Annotated in this window: 20 protein-coding genes; 9 read left to right on the forward strand and 11 right to left on the reverse strand. The window is 37.8% G+C overall.

What is annotated here, in order from left to right; genetic code table 11:
• Window positions 1-206: 206 nt before the first annotated feature.
• Window positions 207-1,079: an agmatinase gene (gene speB / locus B371_RS0111530; RefSeq protein WP_019414473.1), complete on the reverse strand. Its 873-nt coding sequence runs from the start codon at window positions 1,077-1,079 to the stop codon at window positions 207-209.
• A 3-nt stretch (window positions 1,080-1,082) separates the two neighbouring features.
• Window positions 1,083-1,916 carry a spermidine synthase gene (speE, locus tag B371_RS0111535; RefSeq protein ID WP_019414474.1) on the reverse strand — a complete coding sequence of 278 codons (834 nt, stop codon included), beginning with the start codon at window positions 1,914-1,916 and terminating at the stop codon, window positions 1,083-1,085.
• A 288-nt stretch (window positions 1,917-2,204) separates the two neighbouring features.
• On the opposite strand from speE, the gene B371_RS0111540 reads away from it, so the two are divergent.
• Entirely contained in the window at window positions 2,205-4,283 is a 2,079-nt protein-coding gene (locus B371_RS0111540; RefSeq protein WP_019414475.1) for a transglycosylase domain-containing protein, read from the forward strand.
• Window positions 4,284-5,518: 1,235 nt separating this feature from the next.
• Here B371_RS0111540 and B371_RS0111545 read toward each other — a convergent pair.
• On the reverse strand, window positions 5,519-6,040 hold the full coding sequence (locus B371_RS0111545) for a YwhD family protein (protein ID WP_019414476.1): 522 nt from the start codon (window positions 6,038-6,040) through the stop codon (window positions 5,519-5,521).
• Window positions 6,041-6,108: 68 nt separating this feature from the next.
• Here B371_RS0111545 and B371_RS0111550 point away from each other — a divergent pair, with 68 nt between their 5' ends.
• The 4 genes from B371_RS0111550 to B371_RS0111565 all read left to right on the forward strand — a co-directional run bounded on the left by B371_RS0111550 (window position 6,109) and on the right by B371_RS0111565 (window position 8,608).
• Window positions 6,109-6,294, forward strand: a complete 186-nt coding sequence (locus tag B371_RS0111550) for a 2-hydroxymuconate tautomerase (RefSeq protein WP_019414477.1) — start codon at window positions 6,109-6,111, stop codon at window positions 6,292-6,294.
• A 359-nt stretch (window positions 6,295-6,653) separates the two neighbouring features.
• Window positions 6,654-7,133, forward strand: a complete 480-nt coding sequence (locus B371_RS0111555) for a DUF2975 domain-containing protein (RefSeq protein WP_019414478.1) — start codon at window positions 6,654-6,656, stop codon at window positions 7,131-7,133.
• Between the two features lie 10 nt (window positions 7,134-7,143).
• A complete protein-coding gene (locus B371_RS0111560) occupies window positions 7,144-7,365 on the forward strand; it encodes a helix-turn-helix transcriptional regulator (RefSeq protein WP_019414479.1) in 222 nt (73 codons plus the stop codon).
• Between the two features lie 658 nt (window positions 7,366-8,023).
• Window positions 8,024-8,608, forward strand: a complete 585-nt coding sequence (locus B371_RS0111565) for a DUF4030 domain-containing protein (RefSeq protein ID WP_026023037.1) — start codon at window positions 8,024-8,026, stop codon at window positions 8,606-8,608.
• A gap of 140 nt (window positions 8,609-8,748) precedes the next feature.
• Here B371_RS0111565 and B371_RS0111570 read toward each other — a convergent pair whose 3' ends face one another.
• From B371_RS0111570 to B371_RS0111580, 3 genes are all read right to left on the reverse strand, one after another.
• Entirely contained in the window at window positions 8,749-9,255 is a 507-nt protein-coding gene (locus B371_RS0111570) for a YwgA family protein (protein ID WP_019414481.1), read from the reverse strand.
• A gap of 18 nt (window positions 9,256-9,273) precedes the next feature.
• Window positions 9,274-10,578, reverse strand: a complete 1,305-nt coding sequence (locus tag B371_RS0111575) for an HD domain-containing protein (RefSeq protein ID WP_019414482.1) — start codon at window positions 10,576-10,578, stop codon at window positions 9,274-9,276.
• 230 nt (window positions 10,579-10,808) lie between these two features.
• A complete protein-coding gene (locus tag B371_RS0111580; RefSeq protein WP_019414483.1) occupies window positions 10,809-11,030 on the reverse strand; it encodes a DUF1450 domain-containing protein in 222 nt (73 codons plus the stop codon).
• A 168-nt stretch (window positions 11,031-11,198) separates the two neighbouring features.
• Here B371_RS0111580 and B371_RS0111585 point away from each other — a divergent pair, with 168 nt between their 5' ends.
• Complete coding sequence (locus B371_RS0111585; protein WP_019414484.1) at window positions 11,199-11,831, forward strand: RsfA family transcriptional regulator; 633 nt, start codon at window positions 11,199-11,201, stop codon at window positions 11,829-11,831.
• 134 nt (window positions 11,832-11,965) lie between these two features.
• On the opposite strand, the gene B371_RS0111590 is transcribed toward B371_RS0111585, so the two are convergent.
• Both B371_RS0111590 and pta read right to left on the reverse strand, forming a co-directional pair.
• Window positions 11,966-12,802: a lipoate--protein ligase family protein gene (locus B371_RS0111590; RefSeq protein WP_019414485.1), complete on the reverse strand. Its 837-nt coding sequence runs from the start codon at window positions 12,800-12,802 to the stop codon at window positions 11,966-11,968.
• Complete coding sequence (gene pta / locus B371_RS0111595) at window positions 12,802-13,788, reverse strand: phosphate acetyltransferase (RefSeq protein ID WP_019414486.1); 987 nt, start codon at window positions 13,786-13,788, stop codon at window positions 12,802-12,804. The genes B371_RS0111590 and pta overlap by 1 nt, the downstream gene beginning before the upstream one ends.
• Window positions 13,789-14,315: 527 nt before the next feature.
• On the opposite strand from pta, the gene hemQ reads away from it, so the two are divergent.
• The 3 genes from hemQ (at window position 14,316) to gerQ (ending at window position 16,852) form a co-directional block, all read left to right on the forward strand.
• Window positions 14,316-15,065, forward strand: coding sequence for a hydrogen peroxide-dependent heme synthase (gene hemQ, locus B371_RS0111600; RefSeq protein ID WP_019414487.1), 750 nt, complete (start codon window positions 14,316-14,318; stop codon window positions 15,063-15,065).
• 1,022 nt (window positions 15,066-16,087) lie between these two features.
• Window positions 16,088-16,507: a cell wall hydrolase gene (locus B371_RS0111615; RefSeq protein WP_019414490.1), complete on the forward strand. Its 420-nt coding sequence runs from the start codon at window positions 16,088-16,090 to the stop codon at window positions 16,505-16,507.
• Between the two features lie 18 nt (window positions 16,508-16,525).
• Window positions 16,526-16,852: a spore coat protein GerQ gene (gerQ, locus tag B371_RS0111620; RefSeq protein WP_019414491.1), complete on the forward strand. Its 327-nt coding sequence runs from the start codon at window positions 16,526-16,528 to the stop codon at window positions 16,850-16,852.
• 95 nt (window positions 16,853-16,947) lie between these two features.
• Here the strand turns inward: gerQ and B371_RS0111625 are convergent, their stop codons facing one another.
• The 3 genes from B371_RS0111625 to B371_RS0111635 form a co-directional block, all read right to left on the reverse strand.
• Window positions 16,948-17,850: an acetamidase/formamidase family protein gene (locus B371_RS0111625; protein ID WP_019414492.1), complete on the reverse strand. Its 903-nt coding sequence runs from the start codon at window positions 17,848-17,850 to the stop codon at window positions 16,948-16,950.
• Between the two features lie 38 nt (window positions 17,851-17,888).
• Window positions 17,889-18,416 (reverse strand): hypothetical protein, encoded by a 528-nt coding sequence (locus tag B371_RS0111630; protein WP_019414493.1) that lies wholly within the window; start codon window positions 18,414-18,416, stop codon window positions 17,889-17,891.
• Between the two features lie 302 nt (window positions 18,417-18,718).
• Window positions 18,719-19,099, reverse strand: coding sequence for a DUF423 domain-containing protein (locus tag B371_RS0111635; protein WP_019414494.1), 381 nt, complete (start codon window positions 19,097-19,099; stop codon window positions 18,719-18,721).
• Window positions 19,100-19,905 lie beyond the last annotated feature (806 nt).

A 19,905-nucleotide genomic window follows, 5' to 3' on the forward strand; every position in this document is an offset into this window, starting at 1 on the left:
GCGGGAAAAGCATGAGCTGAAGCCCCCGCAGGAACGCAGTGACGAGGAGACTGAAGCCATGCCCGCGAAAAGCGTCCACCGTAGCGGAAATAAACGGGTTTCTATGGTTACTATACTTAAAAGGACCGGGTTCACTTACCCGGTTTTTCTTATGCGTACGCTTGAGTGCATGTCGAGATGCGAAACACATTGTTCTATAAGACCAATTACTTTAACCAACCTAACAGCATTTCACGAATTAGTTTACTTGCCGTGTTAGCTGTTTGTTCTGATGAATCATAAATGGGGGCAACCTCGACTAAGTCAAAACCGACCACGTTAACGTTTGAACCTGCAATTGCATGAATTGAAGCTAGTAATTCACGAGAAGTAATCCCACCACTGTCTACTGTTCCAGTGCCTGGTGCATGTGCAGGGTCAAGTACATCAATATCAATTGTTACGTAGACTGGACGACCTGCGAGATACGGTAAAATTTCTTTTAGTGGTTCAAGAACTTCAAATTTTGAAATGTGCATGCCGTTTTCTTTTGCCCATAAAAACTCTTCTTTCATACCTGAACGAATTCCAAATGAATAGACATTTTTAGGACCGATATGTTCAGCAATTTTACGAATGGGTGTGGAATGGGAAAGAGCTTCCCCTTCGTAAGATTCACGTAAATCTGTATGTGCATCCATATGAATCACAGCTAAATCCGGATACTTTGCTGCGACCGCTTTCATTACTGGCCAAGACACTAAATGCTCTCCACCCATACCAACAGGAACTTTTCCATCTGCCAATAGTTTAGTGACAAATTTTTCGATTTCATCTATACTTTTTTGCGGATTTCCAAAAGGTAACGGAATATCGCCTGCATCAAAGTAGTTGATATCATCAAGGTCACGATCTAAATACGGACTGTATTCTTCTAATCCGATTGACACTTCACGAATTCGCTGTGGACCGAACCTTGAACCCGGACGGTAACTAACTGTCCAGTCCATTGGCATGCCATAAATGACAGCTTGTGACTCATCATAATTGGGATGACTTTTAATAAAAACATTGCCTGAATAAGCTTCATCAAATCTCATATATTATTCCTCCGTTAAATCTTTCACAAACTTTGGTAACACGAATGCAGCTTTATGCAATTCTTTCGTGTAATATTTCGTGTCGATTTCATGGAAACGAGAATCTTCTACTTCCAGTGGATCGTATTTCTTCGAACCTAATGTGAAACACCAAAGACCACTTGGATACGTTGGGATGTTTGCAGTATATAAACGAGTAATCGGGAAAATTTCTTTTACGTCTTTTTGAACTTGTCTAATTAAATCAGGTGTAAACCAAGGGTTGTCCGATTGTGCAACAAAGATCCCATCATCTTTTAAAGCTTTTGAAATCCCTGCATAAAAGCCTTTTGAAAATAAGTTCACTGCTGGCCCTACTGGTTCAGTGGAATCCACCATGATGACATCATATTCATTTTCAGCTTTAGCAATATGCATAAAACCATCGCCAACTTGTACGTCAACACGTGGGTTTTCTAATTCAGATGCGATTGTTGGTAAAAATTTCTTTGAGTATTCAATTACCTTGCCATCAATATCAACAAGTGTCGCTTTTTTTACTTGGGGATGCTTCATGATTTCACGAATTACTCCGCCATCTCCACCGCCAACAACTAATACATTTTCAGGATTTGAATGTGTAAATAAAGGAACGTGCGCTACCATTTCATGGTACACAAATTCATCTTTCTCCGAAGTCATTACCATGCCGTCGAGGAACAACATATTCCCCCATTCAGCCGTTTCCGCCATTTCGAGCAATTGAAATTCTGTTTGCTCTGTATGCAAGGTACGGTTCACCTTCATCGTAATGCCAAAGTTCTCGGTTTGTTTTTCTGTAAACCAAAATCCAGCCATGTTTTTAGTCTCCTTTACATACGAGGTTAGTGGATCCGTTCCCGGCATCAAACGATAAAAAACGCGGTATGCCGAAAAACAAATACAGGAAAAGTATAGATGTTTTTAGGGAAAGTGCAACTATTTATTCTTAAACCTTTAAAGTTTCTTGTTCTACACGGTCATTTTACAAATCTCATTTTCAGTAAATTATACATAAAAACCTTTATGATTATTTCCGAATTTCGCGTTTAATCCCACCACGATTTTACCATACTACCAAAAAGTGATGAACGGAGTGATGTCACATTGGGACGAGTTCAAAAACGAAAGCGACAAAAACTTCGATCAATTATCTGGTTACTCATTGTTTCAGTTAGTGCATTGTGTACGATTTTGCTTGCACTACGCATTTATGTCCAAATTCTTGGTCCACCTTCTCTTGCCGTTTCGAAAGCAACTGTTTTTTTAGATAGCAATGGTCATTCTATCGGTGACCGCTTTGCCGAACAACGCCGGTACTGGGTTAAATTAGAGGATATGTCCCCATTTATAAGCGATGCTGTTTTGGCAGTGGAAGATCAAGAATTTTATGAACATAACGGATTTGATTACAGCAGGATTGCAGCGGCCTTATTAAAAGATGTAAAAGCGATGCGTAAAGTTGAAGGTGCAAGTACAATTACCCAACAGTATGCCCGTAATTTATATTTATCACACGACAAAACATGGACACGTAAAGCAAAAGAAGCATTGTTTGCCTACCGTATGGAAGCCTTTTATGAAAAAGATGTATTATTAGAAGGCTATTTAAATACTGTGTACTTTGGTCATGGCATGTACGGTGTGGAAGCAGCAAGTCAGTATTATTTTGCTAAGTCGAGTAAAGAGTTAACGCTGGCTGAATCTGCGTTACTAATGTCCATTCCAAAAGGTCCGAGTTTATATTCCCCTCTAATTAATGAAGAAAATGCATACAACAGGCAAAATCTCGTACTGAAATTAATGGAATCGGAAAAAATGGTTACAAGCGAAGCAAGAAGTCGTGCGGTTAGTGAAAACATTGTTTTAAAAAGTGAAGAATGGAAAGCGACGAATAGTATAGCTCCTTACTTTTTGGATGAAGCTTGGAGTGAAGCAGAGCGGATTTTATTAACAAAAGGTCGCGCAATTGCTGAAGGTGGTTGGACGATAGAAACGACTTTGAATACTTACCATCAAAAAGTAGCGGAAGAAGTGGTAGCTGAATGGATGCCCGCTAACGAGCTAGAGGTTGGTTTTATCAGTATGGAGCCTAAAACTGGCTACGTAACTGCGTTAATTGGCGGTCGTTCCTACTCAGTAAGTCCTTTTAACCGTGTTACTCAAGCGGAGCGTCAACCTGGGTCGGCAATAAAACCTATATTGTATGCAGCAGCCCTTGAAAGAGGATTCTCTCCATTAACATTCTTAGAAAGTGAAAAGACAATTTTCACATATGATGATGGACGCTCTCAATACGAACCTAAAAACTTTAATGGAGAGTTTGCAGATCATCCGATTTCTTTAGCACAAGCTGTTGCAATTTCAGATAATATTTATGCCGTTAAAACATTAGAAAAGATTGGGTATAAACCATTTCGTTCAATCTTAAAGAGATTAGGTGTAGAAGCAGCTCCTCAAAATACACCTGCAATAGCACTAGGAACGGAAGAAGTAACTTTAAAAGAGCTGACTGGTGCTTTCAATAAAATTGCAGAAGGCGGAATAAATCATGGAATCCAAACTGTTTTATCGATTAAAGATAGTAATGGCGAAGTGGTTTTTGAAGTAAATCCTGAAGAACGTGAGGATGACGACCGTGTAATGTCTGCAGATGATGCATTTATTTTGACACATTTAATGACCGGTATGTTTGATCCTACTTTTAATGATTATGCGCCATCCACTGGTTTATCAATTCGCGGCAAACAAACGCGACCTTACGCAGCGAAATCAGGTACTACTGTTTCCGATCAAGTGTTAGTTGGTTTTACTCCAAGGTTAACTGCTGGTGTGTGGAATGGGTATGACCTCGGAAAAGAGTTAAAGTTAGCGGAAGATCAGCAAACGACGAAAAATATTTGGATTGAGTTTATGGAAAGAGTTCACCAAGGTACTCCGGCCCAAGCATTTTTACCTACTGCTGGCGTGGATGGGGTCATCGTGGATATTGAAACTGGCGGTTTAGCTTTAGCAGAATGTCCGAAGCAGCGATTAATTTATGTTAAGAAATCAGATGTTCCTAAGCGTTTATGTACTGATCCTAAGTTGCAGAAACAACTTTTAGAAGATGTAGAAGAGAGAGATATACTGGATGGAGAGGGCAATCCATGGTCGTTATTCCCTTTTTCTTTCTTTAGGAATTAGGACCTTTACAAATATGATTATGGACTACAAACCTTTCGGTACAAGAGAAAGTATCCACACCGGTTTCCGGGGTCGTTATGGTTCGCAAAACCACTGCATCATAGCCTAGTGACTGAAAGACGATCTTAGTGACTGGGTCACGGAGATCGTCTTTTTCTTACAGGTAATCTTGCGGTGGGTGTGCGTCCTTCACTCCCCTGCAACCTGAACGCATACAGTGTTGTGATTTTGGTGGATGAGAGAATTGTCACTGACTTCAAAAGAAATGGGCGGCCGAAGATACTATTTCGGCCTTTTATTGCTTTCTTTATTGTTGGGTAATTTCTTTATTCTATCTTTATTATGATTTGGAGTGATTCGAGACTCCCGGTCATGAACTGCAAGTGGCAAATCTAATTGCTCTTAGTGTTTGTGGCCAACCTAAGGTTTCTGAGTCGTTCCATAAAAAACTTTAAGTAAATCTTCTTACTGTGTTATCTATTGTGATTACTCTAACTAGTGTTTGTGACAATATCTACACAGGTTTCCGGGTCGTTATGGACAGCAATACCACTGCATCATAGCCTAGTGACTGAAAGACGAACTCCGTGACTGTGTCACGGAGTTCGTCTTTTTCTTACAGGTAATCTTGCGGTGGGTGTGCGTCCTTCACTCCCCTGCAACCTGAACTCATACAGTGTTGTAGTTTTGGTGGTTGAGGGAATTGTCACTGACTTCAATGAAATGGGCGGCCGAAGATACTATTTCGGCCTTTTATTGCTTTCTTTATTGTTGGGTAATTTCTTTATTCTATCTTCTTTATGATTTGAAGTGATTCGAGATTCCCGGTCATGAACTGCAAGTGGTAAATCTAATTGCTCTTAGTGTTTGTGGCCAACCTAAGGTTTCCGGGTCGTGGGTCTGTTACATAAAAAAACTTTAAGTCTTAGTCCTAGTTTATGATTCGACTTAATTTAACATTTTAACGTAGAATAAAAGCTTTCTCTTCCACGGCAATAAATGTCCGATAGAACAGAAAGCTTTTTTTCTTGGTTAGCGCTGACATGAGAAACATGAGGCATTCGGCTTGGGTTTGATACAAATATCTCATGCACCTCATGTGCAGACGCGTTTCCAATTGTCCTAGCTCACCTTTTGTCAGCTATATTTTATAGTGTACTTGCTTTATTAAACAGTTTCAACCATTGAAACACAACGAGTCGAAATGTCACAGTTTGTACATCATTTTGTAATTTTTAGGTAGTTAATTCATTATGCAATTTTCCATCACTTCTCGCCCACATTTCAGGGTTATGTGACTGCAAAAAATCTTTTAATATTTCTTTTGATTCTACATCCATATGACTAACGATGATTTGACGTTTCATCGATTTATCCATTCTGTTAACATGGTCTGCAAGATTTTTGTACCCTCGACGTTTTTCTCGTTTGATAGTCATTTCGCACCCGGTAACACCTGCGTAATAGGGACCCGAAGCTTTGTAGTCGATGGTTACCCAAACTATCCAAAACAATTTGCCACCTTCAGAATCTTCTGGATTCTTCGTAAATTTTATGCCCCGTTCTGTATCACTCCGAGCATGCATGGCACCAATTTCTATTTTGGCTGTTTTTTCTTCTACGTCAATAATTACAGGCGACACATGTTCAAGGGATAATGAACCTATTCCGAAACCACCGTGACCATCTGTTGGATCGTTTTTTATTATAGTAAAACCAAGTTTTTGTTTTGGTTTTGGTTTCTCTTCATTTGTCATATGTTAGTTCCCCTCCATTCTGTTATTATAACTAATGTAATCACTTTTGTGAAAGAGGAGGAACTCAAATGCCGTATGTAACTGTAAAAATGCTTGAAGGTCGCACGGATGAACAAAAACGTGCACTAGTAGAAAAAGTAACAGCTGCTGTTGCTGAAACAACTAATGCTCCTGTTGAAAATGTAGTAGTTTTTATTGAAGATATGCCGAAAAACCACTACGCAGTCGCTGGAAAACTATTTAGTGACAAATAATTTTCACCTTATGTTTAATCTTCAAAGTCCTAATTTAGCCCCTCGAATAAATCTCTTCGAGGGTTTTGTTGTTGTTAGGTTATAGGGCCGAATGGCATATGCTACGAATACCATAATGAATCAACACATAGCCGATAATAAACCATATTTATCTAAAACAACGGTGAACGTTATTCGACTAACGCACTGCTGGTTAGTTTATAGAGCAATTCTTTGAAATATGCATTTAATCTTTGACAAAAATCTAAATGCATATTTCTATAACAATAACCATACAATAAAAAACGATAATCTTTTATCGCAATACGATAAAGTATGTGTTAAAGTTAAGTTAACAATAACTATGCGAGGTGCTTTATATGAAACGGGAAACACTCTTTTTGAAAATCGTTATTTTTCTTATGGCAATTCCAGTTCTTGCTGTGTGCATCTTTGTACTGCCTTCGTTCTCAACTTTCGTAGGAAAAGTAATTCCAGAGTGGGCTTTTTTGCAATATTTATTTTTAATCGCCATGTATGGAACTGCAGTTTCGTATTTTATTGCATTGTATCAGGCTATGAGGCTTTTAAGCTATATTGACAAGAATATCGCTTTCTCGGAATTATCGGTAAAGGCTTTAAAGAATATAAAATACTGTGCCATCACAATCAGTGGCTTGTATGTGTTGTGCATGCCAATCATCATGTACTTGGCGGAGGTAGATGACGCCCCAGGTCTCGGCGCACTTGGATTGGTCATTACGTTTGGATCACTTGTAATCGCAGTCTTTGCTGCTGTTCTACAAAAGCTATTAAAAAATGCAATCGATATAAAAGTAGAAAATGATTTAACGGTCTGAGGTGAATGACATGGCAATTATAATCAATATTGACGTAATGTTGGCAAAAAGGAAAATGAGCGTAACCGAACTTTCGGAGAGGGTTGGAATCACAATGGCGAATCTGTCTATTTTAAAAAATGGCAAAGCAAAAGCGGTTCGACTGTCAACTTTAGAAGCTATTTGTAAGGCTTTGGAATGTCAGCCTGGGGATGTTTTAGAATACAAAGGTGACAAAGACACGCTGGGGTAACAAGATTAGAAAACTAATTTCTTCAAATAAAGGATTTGTATTAAAAGGTTAACCATGTTTCTACTGGTTAACCTTTTTAAAAAGATGAGCAAGTATAATGCCATGAATCTAGTGTTCATGGTGTTTTTAGTATAAGGAGACTACCATTCTAAAACGGAATTTCTTTGGTGGGACTCTCGTTAAGACGATTAATGTGAAGTCATGATTTCCTTTTCAAGTTTCCTCTCAGTGGAATTGAAATTTGTTCAGTGACATTTTCTTGTTTAGTACTCTTTGGATTTCACATGAAAAAACGACCTATCTAAATATTAAGCCGTTCAATTTGGATTGCTCTTAACGAAATAAAGCCCTAAATAGACACCCAATTAGCTAGTCAATTGGATGTCTATTTTCAATGATATATCAGGTTTTTTTGAATTTTCATACTATTGACGGGTCTAATTTTTATTTAGGATAGTTTCCCCGTACTATGTCTTATTGCGATTTTTATCTAGACTACATTGTATTAATGATATTTTAGTTATTAATATCAGATATATGGAAAGGAATTAATTTTTTCGATTTGTCTCCGTACAATTTCAACGTACTATCTTCACTTGATACACTTTCTTTAATTAAAACAGACTGATTAGCTTGAACAGTTCTCTGTATATCAAAGATGTTAAAAAGGTTAAACGACCAATTAGTTTTTAATGTTAATTTTCCATTATCATTAAAAACTAATAAGTCATCTACTATAGGGAAGAAGGTAACTGAAAAAATTCACGAGAAATATGAGGAGTTGGAATTTGTTGTAAGTTTGAACTCGGAGATAGAATTGTATATAAAAGTTAAGGAGAATGAAGAAAATTTTAATTTAGTTAAAAAGGATATTGAGTCCATTGCAAAAAGTGAAATTAAATCCTCCTCATTAAAAGAATATACAGTTGTTGTAGAAAGACTGGATTTATCTTTCGTTAACGAAGAAGTTAAAAATAGGAACAAAGAAAATCTACACTTATCATCGGCTTTAATAGAAGGTCTTAAAGATTACGACGTACTCGGAAACATAAATACTGAGTATCTAAAATCCATTACCATTCATACATCAATAAAAGGTTCAGATAATGATGCACATAAATTAGCAATGGAAATTGAAGAGACAGTAAATGAAATCTTACATACTAAAGAACTTAATTCAGTATCTCATATTGACTCTTATGAAATTAAAATATTGAATATCAACGGAAAAGTAGTTAATTAGTCAAACTTTTCAGGCTAAATATATTAGCATCCCCTCTAATCGGACTCACGGGTTGCTGTACTTCAATAAACCGATTAAAAAAACTCAGAGAATTAAAACTCTGAGTTTTTTATTTGCGTTAGGTTTTTCAAAGTTTTTCCTTATGACAAGTTATACATTTGTAAATCGTTGATATAAGCAAATGCTTCTTCTATTTCTGTTTCAGATAAATTTAATTTCCCTTTAACGCTATGTAATTTCTCTATTTGTAGTTCGCGTTTTAAATAGTCAAAGTATATTAAGGTGGATACCATCTCGAGAAAGCGTGAACTTTTTTCATTCAATTGCTCGATGGATTTGTCTTGACTCGGCTGGTTACCGGCCATTGTTGATAAAAATTGACGTCCCTCTTTAGTACATGCATATGTATATTGCACGTACGACCCTTTGTCCTCCTTCTTTTCAGATAAGAAATCCATGTTACATAATTCCTCTACGCGAAGAGTTAGTTCTTCTGAATAAGGTCCGTACATGTGTAACTTGTACTTTTCTTGAAACGGGAAATTCATTTTCTTTGCAATGTACACCATCTTTTGTAGCTTTTTACGTCCGACTATTTCACCGGCAAGTGAAATAAACTGTACTATTTTCACATGTTCTTGTAACAAATCATTCCATCTCCAATTTCAAGATTTTCCACTTAATAAGTGGAGAATTTGTTTCTTTACGCTGTTAATCTCAGCGTCTTGTTTTAATAGATCTTGTGGGAAGTATAATTTATGGTCCGTCCTACGTTTACCAGAAATCGCTTGAACAATATCAGAAGATCTCGAAAGCTCTCTAAGGTCATCATTTGGCATTAATAAATGGATGGGTACGCGTTCGTCTTCTTCACCAGGACGATAAAAATCATATGGTAAATCTGATGATGAATCAAATACTAAATAATATTCCGGGTTAATTCCCGCTTCTTTGAACAGTTGTTCAAGTTCAACAAGTTTACGATAATCTTTCGCTGGGTCAAATTCAATGTACTGAAATAAACGACGATTAACAAAACGATCACATAAATCAGCCAAAATCTTATCTTCTTCATCCATCCATTCTTGGAAGTACATCATGACAATTCCTTCATCAAGTGCGATGTAATCTTTTAAAGAAAATGAATGGTTGAAAAAGTTCTTAAAGTGGTGAGGTTCGTACGCAAATTGATAGCCGCTTAAACTAAGTTCTTTCGCTCGGTGAAGAGCTTTTGTTAAAATCACCTCTGCGCTTCTCGATACCGGATGGAAATACACTTGCCAGTACATTTGGTAGCGACTCATGATATAGTCTTCAACCGCATGCATGCCACTCTCTTTTATCACCACTTGGTTGTGACGAGGACGCATTACTCGCAAAATACGTTCCATATCAAAATGACCGTAACTCACACCTGTGAAATACGCATCACGCTGCAAATAATCCATTCGGTCCGCATCAATTTGACTTGAAATTAGGCTCACTACTAGTTTATTGCCATATGTTTTAGCAATCACATCAGATACATGTTGCGGAAATTCCGGTGAAACACGTGTTAAAATCGCATTTATTTGTGTGTCTCCTAGCAAAATAGCTTGGGTGAATTTTTCATGGTCAAGATCAAATACATTTTCAAATGCATGAGAAAAAGGACCATGCCCAAGATCATGTAAAAGAGCTGCGCAAAGAACAACCAATCTCTCCGACTCATCCCACTCTGGACGCCCCTTAAATATATCGTCAATGATACGCCTCACAATTTCATAAACGCCAAGTGAGTGGTTGAAGCGACTATGTTCAGCACCATGAAATACGAGATATGTGGTCCCAAGTTGCTTTATACGTCGTAACCGTTGAAATTCACTTGTTCCAATTAAATCCCAAATAACTTGGTCGTATACATGTATGTAACGGTGGACTGGGTCTTTAAATACTTTTTCTTCATCCAGCTTTTGTGTAGCGTAAGTCACGTAATCACCTCATCTCATCTCAATATTTTATCCTGTGGCAAACTTATATCTTTTGAGGCAAATAGGATGTCAATCTATCTCAACTTAAAATACCTTATCAAGTTACTTTTTTCTACATTACTATAAACAATGCTTATAGTCATGTATTAATCTTTTAAAAAAACCACCTGTCGGATAGGTGGTAAAGGTATAAATATCTATATTAAAACATGGGAACTCGTGCCGCTAGATTATCTTAACTTGGCGCGTACTTTCGTCATTAATTCGTCCTCACTAAGCGCAGCAACCGGTCGATTATTTACAAAAACAAATGTTTTTTTACGTCCCGGACCGCAGTATGACTGACACGCAATATCTATTGAAGCTTTTGAATCGATGTCTTTTAACTTAGGAATTAATGTCTTTAAATTTACGGCCTGACAATCATCGCAAACTCGAAATACGTTTGCCATTAGTCAACAACCCTTTCTATCTTTAGAAAACAACTATATTAATTATTGTATCGTATATTTCATCATTGATTCAAGTACATCAAATATTTTAGGGTGAATAAAAACTGCGAATCTTGTTCAAACTTAAGGTAGAACATTAAAACTATTAACAATCCGGGAGGAACATGTATGGTAAAGATACGCCAAGACGCTTGGTTAGATGAAAATGATGAATTGCTTGCAAATACAGTGTTAAGACATGTACGAGAAGGAAGTACGCAGTTAAATGCATTTGAAGAAGCCGGAGATTCTTTAAATCGCACTGCCGCAGCTTGCGGATTTCGTTGGAACGCTGTTGTAAGAAGAGAATACGAGAAAGACTTGAGAGAAGCAAAAAAAGATCGTAAACAAAAATTACGTGTGTTGGGTAAAGAATACCGTCGTCGAGGTCAATCTCTGTTTCTCGTAGGTAGCGAGGATCAACCACAAGAACGTGTACAAATTCCTCTTTCAGCCCTATCACTAGATGTTGTCATTGCATACTTATTACGCTTGCAACAAAATGGTACTGGGGAAGCAGAGTCACATCGTTATCGTGCATTACTATCTCATTCTCACGAAAAAATAAAACAGTATGAACGCGATATAGCACGACTAGAAAATGAAAACTCAACGATTCGTGAAGATTACGAACAGTTCGTTCATATCATGAACCGGGCTCGACGTTTAGTGACTTTAAATGATGAGTCAGAAAATGTTTCACCCGTATTCAAGATGGAGAAGAACGGTAATTTAGTCGTAAAAGAACCACCAATCAATTGATTGGTGGTTTTTTGACGGAACAGGACCTTTGGACTCTTCTATTATTAACTTTTGAATCTACTTTCACTAAATTGCTAGTATAACAATATTTGTTTCTCTTATTCTATGTTCAACATAATTTAAATTTTTTTTATTTATCCCAAATATTTTTTATTGCGTTCAACAATACGTGTTAAATAATATAAATATAAATCTGTTTCAGATGGTTGTAACGAGGTCCTCTGTACATTTTGCATCATATCGTTCATTAAACGTTGAGCATTAAATACAGTGTCTTGGACCGTTACACTTTGTCCCATTATTTCACTAACAGACCTCATCACGTCAGGCATGATGTCCGGATAAATAAATTTTGTTTGTTCACCTTGTAACGCTTTTTCATAAAACTCACGGATATATGCTGCCCGCTCTGCCCCGCTACCTTCTATACATAAGTATACTTGTACCGCAATACCATGGCGCAGTCGTCTTTGTGAGATACCCGCAAACTTCTTGCCATTCACACTCAAATCATAAGAGCCAGGACAATAGGATCCAACAATTTCATAGGCTTGTATACGCTTAGCAATTTGTGGAAATAAGTTGCGTACGAATTCTACCATGATATCGTATCCTGCATTAATATCAATCGCCTTATTCTTTTCAGATACAACTAGAGAGATGTTCAAAACACCACTGTCTAAAACGACAGCAAGTCCACCAGAATTTCTGACAATAGATTGATATCCATGTTGGTTTAATACCTCTCGACCTGCTTCGATATGAGGGAGTCTATGATCTTGAATACCAAGGACCACTGTGTTTTCGTGAACCCATGTCCGAATGGTTGGGAAAGACATTCCTTTGCCGACTAGTTCACACAGCATGTCGTCTGCAGCGAATGATTCAAGAGCAGATCTAGCTCTACCACTGATAGATTGATCCCAAAATCGCCATTCCTTATTTTCAAATATTTCTCTTATATTAGACATCATTGATCTCCTGCAATAACGCTTTGAGCCGCCGTAATTAATACTAATTTATACACATCTTCTGCTGAACAGCCACGTGATAAGTCATTTACTGGCTGGTTTAGACCTTGTAAAATGGGTCCAATAGCTTCAAAACCCCCCAGTCGTTCCGTTATTTTATAGCCTATATTCCCTGCTTCAAGTGAAGGGAATATAAACACATTAGCATCGCCTTGAATTACTGAATCCGGTGCTTTCTTCTTGGCTACTGCTGGTACGAATGCAGAATCAAATTGAAACTCACCATCAATAGCCAAATGAGGAGCTTTAATTTGGGCCAACCTCGTCGCTTCTTCTATCTTCCTAGTTTCTGGCGATACCGCTGAACCTTTTGTTGAAAAGGATAACATGGCTACTTTTGGTTCAATGCCGAATGCTTTCGCCGTTTTCGCACTTTCAATAGCAATTTCGGACAGGTCCTCACTAGTCGGTGCAATATTAATTGCACAATCAGCAAAGACGTAACGCTCGTCCCCTCGCACCATGATAAAAGCACCGCTCGTTTTCGAAACACCTGGTTTCGTTTTAATAATTCTTAAAGCTGGCCGCACGGTTTCCGCAGTCGTATGCGCAGCGCCACTTACTACCCCTTGTGCATAACCTGTGTAGACAAGCATGGTGCCAAACGTGTTTACGTCTTTTAATTGAATGCGAGCCTGTTCGGGTGTTGCTTTGCCATTACGGCGCTCCACAAACTTTTCAATGAGTTCATCTAGGTCTTTGTATTGCACAGGATCCACTACTTCAATTCCCGTAATATCAATCCCTGCCTGAGTTGCCGCTACTTTCACTAAATTCAATGGTCCTATTAGAACTGGTGTAACAATTCCCTCGTTATGTAGTTTGATTGCAGCTTGTATTACTCGCTCGTCAGTTCCCTCTGGCAATATAATTTTTATATGTTTACCTTTTATAGTTAGTTTAATGTCTTCAAAAAAATTAGTCATATGAACCCTGTCCTCTCTTGGTGGAAGTAAATCTTTTATTTAAAGTAATTGTCAAACTCCCAGCGCCTGCGTTTCTACATTTAGGCCCTCCTTGGAGGGTCATGAAGCCTGTTCCTTTAGGCTTCGAAGACAAAAACTAGTTCCTAATCCCAGCTCGCGGGCCCCTTTAGGGGTTAGAAAGGCGAAGCTCGCCTTTCATCCTTCCAGCACCGGAGTCGGTCTAAAGTAGGCTTCTCCATTTAGGCCCTCCCTTGGAGGGTCATGAAACCTGTTCCTTTAGGCTTCGAACACAAAAACTAGTTCCGAAGCCCAGCTCGCGGGCCCTTTTAGGGGGTAGAAAGGCGAAGCTCGCCTTTCATCCTTTCAGCACCGGAGTCAAGCTAAAGTAGGTTTCTCCACTTTTCTTTTAAGCATACACGAATTCGACTTACTTCGTCATTTCTGCTTGGTGACATTGTGGGTTTCTTTTAGCCTTTGTGCTACACTTATTTTAAGAATTTTTTAATTTATGAAGGAGTGTCTTACACATGAATACAGCTGCACAAACTTTAGATGGCTGGTACGCATTACACGAGTTCCGTTCAATGGATTGGACATCATGGAAACAACTGACAGTAGAAGATCGAACTATAGCTGTAAATGAATTATTAGCTTTTATTGAAGATTTAAATGTCGCACATGAAGCTAAAACAGGAAGTCATGCTTTCTATTCAATTATTGGCCAAAAAGCAGATTTTATGCTAATGACATTGCGAGAAACTATGGATGAGTTGCAACAACTAGAAGTAAAGTTCAATAAATTAACTATTGCTGAATATACAATTCCTACTTATTCCTATGTTTCTGTAGTTGAGCTATCAAATTATTTAGCTGGCGAATCAAATGAAGATCCTTATCAAAATCCACATGTTCGCAGTCGTTTATACCCTGAACTTCCACGTTCTCAATATGTTTGTTTCTACCCTATGGACAAGCGTCGCGACGGTGATGACAATTGGTACATGCTATCAATGGAAGACCGTAAATCGATGATGCGTAGTCATGGCCTGATCGGTCGAGGATATGCAGGGAAAGTTAAACAAATTATTAGTGGTTCCATCGGATTTGACGATTATGAATGGGGTGTTACCTTATTCGCTGATGACGTGCTACAATTCAAAAAATTAATTTACGAAATGCGTTTTGATGAAGTGAGTGCTCGTTTCGCTGAGTTCGGTTCATTCTTCGTAGGTACGTTGTTAGATGCTGACAAAACAACTGAATTTTTAGAAGTATAATGATGAACGAAGGCTGCGCATAATGCGAAGCTACTGAAAAAGTTCCTACAACAAATAAAGCGAGCCTATTCTCAATTTTTATTGAGGATAGGCTCCTTTTTTCATTATATAGTAGAAGTATCCCCTAACATTAATTTACATATTTTAATTATTCCAACTTGGAACGTGATTTTTCCAACTTGGAGTCCAAAAATTCCAACTTGGCCGTCCATTTTTCCAACTTGGAGTCCAAATTTTCCAACTGAGCATCTGCTCAACTGAATTTCTAGAATAAAAGAGACGAACATCATCAATTTACTGGCAAGATAACGCATTTTAAAGCGAGCCTATTCTCAATTTTTATTGAGGATAGGCTATTTTTTTAATTATATAGTAGAAGTATCCCCTAACATTAATTTACATATTTTAATTATTCCAACTTGATACGTGATTTTTCCAACTTGGAGTCCAAAAATTCCAACTTGGCCGTCCATTTTTCCAACTTGGAGTCCAAATTTTCCAACTGAGCACCTGCTCAACTGAATTTCTAGAATAAAAGAGACGAACATCATCAATTTACTGACAAGATAACGCATTTTCTTCATTTTTTATGGAAATCTCTAATAAACACGTGAAAAGTTACCTATAATTGTCTATATAATTTATAAACGATCTGAAAGCCTGAGACGATGCAATGAGTAAAACCCACTTGCAAGTGGGTTTTACTCCAATTGGCACTGTATTAAATTTCATCTGTATGGCTAAGGCAGAACTAGCCTAGACGCCTTTCCAGTGGTAGCAGCCGGAGCGAGAAGACTGGCAGTGATTTTCTGCATGTCTTCTCGCGGGAGTCATCCACAAAGCGCCGAGGTGTGTATAAGTAGAAGAATCATGCTAAAGGTTTGTTTCGTGCTTGAGTTTTAAAAGAACCGATGATTTAGTCAGACATTAATTTAGATTTTCGTTAAAATGTTTAGATCAGTTAATTAAAAATGTCTATATATAATTGTCTTGGCATATAGTTATTTCAAGGAGGTTGTACTGTGGCGGTTATCCGTGCAACTGAGAAAGATGTGGAAACGTTGGCTCGTTTAATGCGAGCTGAAGCCGAGGGAGAAGGAAAATTAGGTATGCTTTTGGCTGGTACTGTTGGCGTTAACCGTGTCCGCTACTCTTGTCTTGATTTTAAAAATATCCGTAATATTCAAGAAATGGTGTTCCAGAGTCCAGGTGGTTTTGAAGCCACCACTAAATCATATTTTTATCAGCGGGCTCGCCCACAAGATGTGGCACTCGCAAGACGTCTTATAGCAGGTGAGCGATTTCATCCCGCCACTTACTCTTTGTGGTTTTTTGAACCAACTGGAGCTTGTCCTGCACAGTGGTATAACCAATGGAATGTAGGACGCTATAAAGCACATTGTTTTTTCTCTCCAACAGAAGCAGATTGTCCCCGACTTTAAATTTGAAAGGATGAAAAATTGGTACAGTATTATTGGAATCCTGCATATCAGCAACAAATGCCACAACAACCCCCGGCAATTCCAGCTAGTGGACGACAGGCACAATTAACACAAGAAGAGTCGTATATTGAAAACATTTTACGACTTAATAAAGGGAAAGTTGCCACGTTTTATTTTACGTTTGCAAACAATCGTGAGTGGAATGCGAAAGTAGTTACAGGTGTTATTGAAGCCGCGGGTCGAGATCATGTCGTTGTAAGTGACCCTAAAACTGGAAAACGTTATTTACTTCTGATGATTTATTTAGACTATGTGACATTTGATGAAGAGCTTCAATACTTTTAAGTTTTAATGTGTTCATTTTAATCAATTCGTTTTGCAAACCCTATTAAAAAATGCCCTTCCATAATTATATTGGAAGGGCATTTAAACGTTTATCATCAGATTAGCGATACCTTTAACTGTGTTAAAAGCCATTTCGGAACAACAAATCGCACTGTAACGAGGGGATCGACAACTTGGCAAATTTCTACCTGTCCCACTGCGCTCATGAGCATCGTTACCTCGCTTAATGACATTTCTGTATGTTTAACAATTCTCCTAACCATCAGTTCGGTAGCGATTTTAGATGCTTCATCCAATGTTAAAGCTGATGCTATTTGGGTAAAACTATCTTTATTTTCAAGCAATGGTTGCTCAATGTTCTCTCCTTTTAATACTTCTAACTGGACCGTTGCTGCTCCAGCCACTTCTACACCAGAGACGCTTACTTCTCCATCTCCCATTGCGGCATGGAAATCTCCTAGTCCGAAAAGAGCACCCTCAACGGTAACTGGAAAATACACAATTGCACCTTCTGTCACCATTTTGTTATCCATATTGCCTCCATGTGCTCCCGGTGTTCCACAATTAACACCTTGGTCAGCCGGAGCAACTCCAATTACACCAATCATTTTGTTTAGCGGAAGTTGTAATTCATTAAAATGTATTTGGTTGTTTTCAATAGGTAAAATTTTCGCGGTCATTTTTTCAATATATTGACCCATAACACCTAATTTTGGACCGACTATCATTACACCCTGCGAATCAATTTCAATGGATTTAATGGTTACTTTCAAAACATCTCCAGGTTTTGCATCTTCAATAAAGATTGGACCTGTTACAGGATTGATTTGATTCCAATCTAGTTCAGCAAGTTCCATATCTTCAGAGTCAATTTGATTTTGAAAGCAATCGTAAGTTTCAATACGAACAGTGCTGCCAGATGTCACTGTTGCAATCGGTTGATTCGTCTTGTTAAATTCGTAAATGATGTTAGATTCTCGTGAAATAGTTTTTATCATTATATCCTCCTAAAGTTTTTATTAGTAAACTTCCATAATTACAGGTCATTCACAATAAACTCTTGTGTTTCTATGTTAATTGTAGCAGTATACTTGTCATTTGTATTATTAAAATCTGTGAATTGTATGATTAGTTCATCACCTTCTAATGAAACTAATTGTGGTTTTATATAATTTTCCATATCATAGTTTTTCAAAAAATTACCTATCCCTTTTTCCAGTTGTCTACTCAGGTCATCATCATATAATGTAAGGTGTTTAATCGTTCCTTGCATGGGATAAGACTCCATGATTTCCCCAGTGTCCTCATATTGAATTAAACTACCGGCTTTAATATTTTTAGGAGCTATGCTTTCGCCTTGATTAGTATGTAGTTTGATATTGTCTTGGTAAGTGTATTGAGTAGAGTCCACAAAAACAAAATTTTCGTTACTACTTTGTACAATATGTACGTGTTCGATTAACTCTTCAAATGAAGGTTCTTCAATTGATACGTTTTGATTTCCTAAGGTGCTACATCCCCCAAGCAATAAGAGAAACCCGAAATATATTCGAAATTGTCTCAAAGTAAGTCCTCCTCTCTTATACCCTATTAGACGAGTACATAAAGAAGATAGTTTCATGTTATTTCATTAAATGTAAGTTTAGTGGGAACTTAATTGTCTGTAAGAGTGTCATTTTTGCGGTTTACTCTGAACATATCCAAACTTTCACTTGAAATTGAATATTTTTTCATTCAAAAAATATCGGACGCTTTATCAAAATGAAAAAGAGCTGCCGAAATTGTATCTTCGGCAGCTTACTCTTGTTAAATACAGTGTCAATTCTTTCATTTAAAAAAATCAAAACTTTTGGGAATAGTCGTCTTTCAATTCATATGTTTAATAACCGCTACAATCACTAGAACCCATGCGGTTAGGAACGCTACTCCTCCGATTGGCGTTATTGCACCCAAAATGCCTATTCCACTTAAGCTTAGGACATATAGTGAACCCGAGAAGATGATGATGCCTGCTAACATTAAGTATCCTGCCCAACCAAGCTGTGATACATTGCCAATAATATTAGTACTCATCAAGATTCCAATAACGATTAGTCCAATCGCATGATACATTTGGTACTGTACTGCTGTTTCCCAAATTGCTAAGTACTTTTCGGATAGTTTTTCTTTTAGTGCATGTGCACCAAATGCACCACATGCAACAGCAATAAATGCGTTAACTGCACCTGCTATGATAAAAAATGGCATTTCATTATTCCTACTTTCATATATGGTATTTTAAGAAAAACCGGGCAAATTACACCCTTTCCTTTAAGGAAGTACAGTTGACTTAAGTATCAGTTTAAAGAATGAGACAGCCTTCTATTTAAATATTATGATTTCCGTTGCAGGCGGACGCTTTCCGTGGGCACGGCCTCAGCCGCTTCACTCGCTCCGCTCGCTGCAGGGTCTTCGGCTCGCGCTTTTCCCACAGGAGTCGCCGCCTTCCACTTCAATCATTCTCCTTTTAAAATCAACAGTTATGATAGACGACCTTAGGAAACTTGGGTTTCTATAGAAGAAAATCACGACTTCATATTAATCGAATTAATGAGAGTCACATCAAAGAAATTTCGTTTTAGCATGTTAATCTCCATATACTAAAGACACCATGAACACTGGGTTTTCTTGAAACATCAATTTTATATACTAACAAACTTATCTTTAAAGAGAAGCGCAAAGCGCCACTCTAGCCCGAAACCGCCTTAGAAGGACCGATTCGAAAGCTAGTTTTCGCATGAGGGGGTAAGAAGGCTAAGTACGTGATATCGTGTCTCAACGCCTTCATGACCCACATCCTGTGGGCCCAAGTTTAGGGTTTGGATTGGTGCTTGAAGCTAGACATATCAAATCTTGAAAGAACAAAAACCCATTAAAAGTTTATACTTGAGTCAATTTCATAACTCTTCAATTCGATAATAAACACGAACACTTAATTATTTTTTATATTAATTATCCGTTTATTTTAAACAGGTATCGTGTGATTGTAGCGTAAGGCGGCGACTCCAGTGGGA

This window comes from Paenisporosarcina sp. TG20 (assembly GCF_000286315.1).
Taxonomy (GTDB): domain Bacteria; phylum Bacillota; class Bacilli; order Bacillales_A; family Planococcaceae; genus Paenisporosarcina.